Raw genomic sequence first — 3,791 nt, 5'->3', positions numbered from 1 at the left:
CGCTGGCGGTCACGGCGATAATAGGTACGCGGCGCTCCGGGTGCTCCTCGCTGCGAATCGCGGCAGCGGTCTCGTAGCCATCGAGCAGCGGCATATTGCAGTCCATGAGAATGGCATCCGCCGGTTGCTCCCGGTGGCTGCGCAGCGCCTCCAGGCCGTTACCGGCGAGTACCAGCTCGCAGCCGCTCCCCTGTAGAAATAATCGCACCAGTTTGGCGTTGACTGGGTTGTCCTCGGCGAGCAGGATGCGCCGCCCGCGCAGTGTATTGGTGCTCGCTGGCAGCGTGCGTGAGCGTTGTTCTGGTTCTGAATCGGCCAGCTTGAGGGCCAGGTCCAGCGTGAACATTGCGCCGGGGCCGGGCGTATCGGCAATGTTGAGTTGCCCCTGCATCAGGTTGGCGAGCATGCGCGCAATCGGTAGCCCCAGACCGGTACCGCTGATACCTGCAGCATCGGTATCGTGCAGTTGTACGAAGGGTATGAAGATATCTTCGCGGTGTCGTTCGGGAATGCCCGGTCCCTGATCGCGCACACTGAAACGCAGCTGAATGACTGGGCTGCCGTTAGCCTCGGCGTGACGTTGCAGGGCATCGATACGCAGGCTGACGCTGCCAGCGGGCGTAAACTTGATCGCATTGCTCAGCAGATTGTGCAGAATCTGCTGGATACGCAACCGATCCCCGTGTACGCAGCTCGGCACCCCCTCACCCACACTCAGTGACAGCGTGAGACCCTTGCGGGAGGCGATGGGCTCAAACATCACCTGCATTTCCTCGAGCAGACGTTGTGGTGCGAAGTCGCTGCCCTTGATCTCTATGCCATCGGCTTCGCCCTTGGAAAAATCGAGTACGTCGTTGATCAGCGCGAGCAGAATATTGCTGGAATTGCGGATGGTGCTCAGGTGCTGCTGCTTACCTGGTGCGTCCTCTTCTTCCAGCAGTACATCGGTAAGGCCGATGATGGCATGCAGCGGCGTGCGGATCTCATGGCCAACGCGGGCGACGAAATCAGCCTTGGCCTGACTGGCTGCAATGGCCTGGCGGGCCATTTCACGCGCCTCGTCGCGCGAGGCTTTCAGCAATTTGCGGCCGGTGCTGATCCTGCGTTCCCGGCGGGCGCGCTCGCGGGCGTTTTCCAGCAGTCTCACCAGCAGTTGGAGCAGGGCGATATCGTACTCGCCCCAGGTGCGCTCCTCGCGCACTGCATCAAAGCCGATAAAACCGGTGCAGCGGGTCCCGCGCAGCAGTGGAAAGGTAATAAAGCTCTGAATCTTGCCCTGCTGCATCAAATGGTGCAGCTGCTCGGAGGGGGAGAGGGCATGCACCGAGTGAATGACCATCGGCTCACCGCGCGCATGGGTGGCGGTCAACGCCGGGAAGTTATCGAGCATCAACTGCTGCAAGTCCGGCTTCTGTGGTGCTATCCCGGAAAACTCACCGATACAATTGAAATAGGCCTCTGTCTGGTGCATAAAGTAAGAACGACCAAGAACTTACCAGCGACCAGAGCGAGAGGCCTATGACTACAGAGTGTAATCCGATTCAGCTGGAATTTCACGGTCTTGGTAGCCGCGATGTGGTGGGCCGTTTTGATGGTGGCCGCATCACGTCTGATGGTGGGTGCCTGCTGCTGCGTGAAGTGGATCGCCGTCTGGGTGTGCTGCATCGACTTGCCGAGTGCTTCAGCGATCACCGCAAGGCCGAGAGTATCGAGCATAGCGTACGAGAATTGGTGGCGCAGCGGGTATATGGTCTGGCACTGGGTTACGAGGACCTTAACGACCACGACACGCTGCGCTCAGATAGTGTGTTGGCGCTGTTGGTAGGTAAACATGACCTCACTGGCGAAGGGCGTGAGCGTGAACGTGACAAAGGGCATCCACTGGCTGGCTCGAGCACGCTGAACCGGCTTGAGCTGAGCACACCGGAGTCAGCAGCAAGCCATCGTTACAAGAAGATTGCGGCGGACCCGCAAGCGCTTGATCGCTTGCTGGTAGACGTTTTTCTTGAGTCCTACGCCACGCCTCCTAAGGAGATCTGGCTCGACCTGGATGCCACTGATGATCCGCTGTATGGGCAGCAGGAGGGTCGTTTTTTTCACGGGTATTATCGGTGCTACTGCTATCTGCCCTTGTACATTTTCTGTGGTGAGCACCTGCTCTGTGCACGTCTTCGTCCCTCCAGCGAAGACGGTGCCGCCGGTAGTGTAGAGGAGCTCGAGCGGATCATCGGGCAGATCCGTGTACGGTGGCCAAAGACTCGGATCAATATTCGCGGCGACTCAGGCTTTTGCCGCGATGACATCATGACGTGGTGCGAGACCCACCGTATTGGCTATTTGTTGGGGCTGGCCCGTAATGAGCGGCTGCAGAAGGCGTTGGAGCCCGAGATGGCTGAGGTTCAGGCGGAGCACGAAGCGACAGGGCAATCCGCTCGACGGTTCCGTGATTTCCGCTACCAGACCCGCGATAGTTGGTCCTGTCAGCGCCGGGTAGTGGGCAAAGCTGAGGTGCTCCCGGGGAAGACTAACCCGCGATTTGTCGTAACGAACATTCCCCGCAATCGAGCAGGAGCGAAGCGTCTCTACGAGAAGCTCTATTGCATCCGCGGCGAAATGGAAAACCGGATCAAGGAACAGCAGATGGGCCTGTTCGCTGACCGTACCAGCACGGGTCTGATGCGTGCGAACCAGCTGCGGCTGTATTTCTCATCTTTCGCCTATGTACTGATGCATGGCCTGCGCAGGCTGGGTCTTGAAGGCACTCAGCACGCCAAGGCCCAGTGCACTACTATTCGGCTAAAGCTGTTGAAAATCGGTGCTCGACTACGCGTTACGGTGCGCAAGGTCTGGTTATCGTTCTCTGAAGCGTATCCCCATGCCTGTGATTTTTCCAGGATTCTGGCGAACGTGCGCAGTTATCCAGAATGGTCGCCACCGGGGTAAGTATTTTCAGCAGGACAGCACTGAACCTCATAACTGATACCCACCATCAGGGGTCTCTCTTACTCTGAAATCGGTGGATACATGACATGAGGGGCTTGGTAGGCTGAATTTCCCCTGTTTCTGGCAGTGCTTTCACGTATGGGCGCCGACCTTCATCGAATCAAGCACAGTTGGTGTTCGCCTGACACCTATCACCGCTACGGGACGAAGAAAAATCCACTGCTGGATGAGATCGGTGAGCGAAGCGGGCTAGTCGATCGGGTTGATCAGGCGCGCGAAGCCAAAGGCCTCGAAGTCGGATGTATTACGGGTCGCCCACTCTGTGACGCCGTGATGGCGCACCGTCAGCGCAATTCGGGCATCGAAAACCGCCCGCCGGGGAAGATCCGCCTGTTGCGCAAGCTGCCAGAGCTTGTCCATGATCGGCGCATTTTCGATCAGCGCCCAGCGCGGGTTGCTGCGCCAGCGCATGCAAACCGCCGCAGCCTCGGGCGCGCTCAGCGGCTTGGCCAGCACTGCCGGGTTACGCAGCAGCTGATAAAGTTCAACCAATACGAGTTCGCAAACGGCCACGTCATCACGCGCGCAGCTGGCCTCGATGAACGCCTTGGCGCGCGCGTGCTCGGCACAGTCCTGATTCTGCGCATACAGCAGAATGTTGGTGTCGATGGACAGCACGTCAGTGGTTGGCCAGTTCGCGCCAGTCGGCTTCTGGTGCCTTGAAATCACCCAGCGCAGTGGGCTCTGGGGGGCGCCAAGGGGTATCCCCACGCCCGGGAGGGTAAAGCCGCTGCATGTGCTCCAGTCCGCGGCGCAGCACCTCAGCCAGGCTGATTTCCTGTTCAGCC

The 3,791-nt window shown here is 59.1% G+C and carries 3 protein-coding genes; 1 reads left to right on the top strand and 2 read right to left on the bottom strand.

Annotated elements, in window-relative coordinates; translation table 11 throughout:
• A partial coding sequence (locus VBE63_RS25840) for an ATP-binding protein (protein ID WP_323685873.1) occupies positions 1-1,471 on the bottom strand: 1,471 nt, incomplete at its 3' end.
• A 47-nt stretch (positions 1,472-1,518) separates the two neighbouring features.
• Here VBE63_RS25840 and VBE63_RS25835 point away from each other — a divergent pair.
• Positions 1,519-2,943, top strand: a complete 1,425-nt coding sequence (locus tag VBE63_RS25835; RefSeq protein ID WP_323685872.1) for an IS1380 family transposase — start codon at positions 1,519-1,521, stop codon at positions 2,941-2,943.
• A 249-nt stretch (positions 2,944-3,192) separates the two neighbouring features.
• On the opposite strand, the gene VBE63_RS25830 is transcribed toward VBE63_RS25835, so the two are convergent.
• Positions 3,193-3,621 carry a TA system VapC family ribonuclease toxin gene (locus VBE63_RS25830; protein WP_323685871.1) on the bottom strand — a complete coding sequence of 143 codons (429 nt, stop codon included), beginning with the start codon at positions 3,619-3,621 and terminating at the stop codon, positions 3,193-3,195.
• Positions 3,622-3,791 lie beyond the last annotated feature (170 nt).

The organism is Lamprobacter sp. (assembly GCF_034860625.1).
Lineage (GTDB): Bacteria > Pseudomonadota > Gammaproteobacteria > Chromatiales > Chromatiaceae > Lamprobacter.
Note: the sequence above shows the minus strand (reverse complement) of the source record. Positions and strands in the feature narration are given on the sequence as shown.

What these genes read in the sequence shown, in the direction of transcription:
- VBE63_RS25835 (WP_323685872.1), top strand. Translation starts at nt 1,519, where the DNA reads ATGACTACAGAGTGTAATCCGATTCAGCTGGAATTTCACGGTCTTGGT.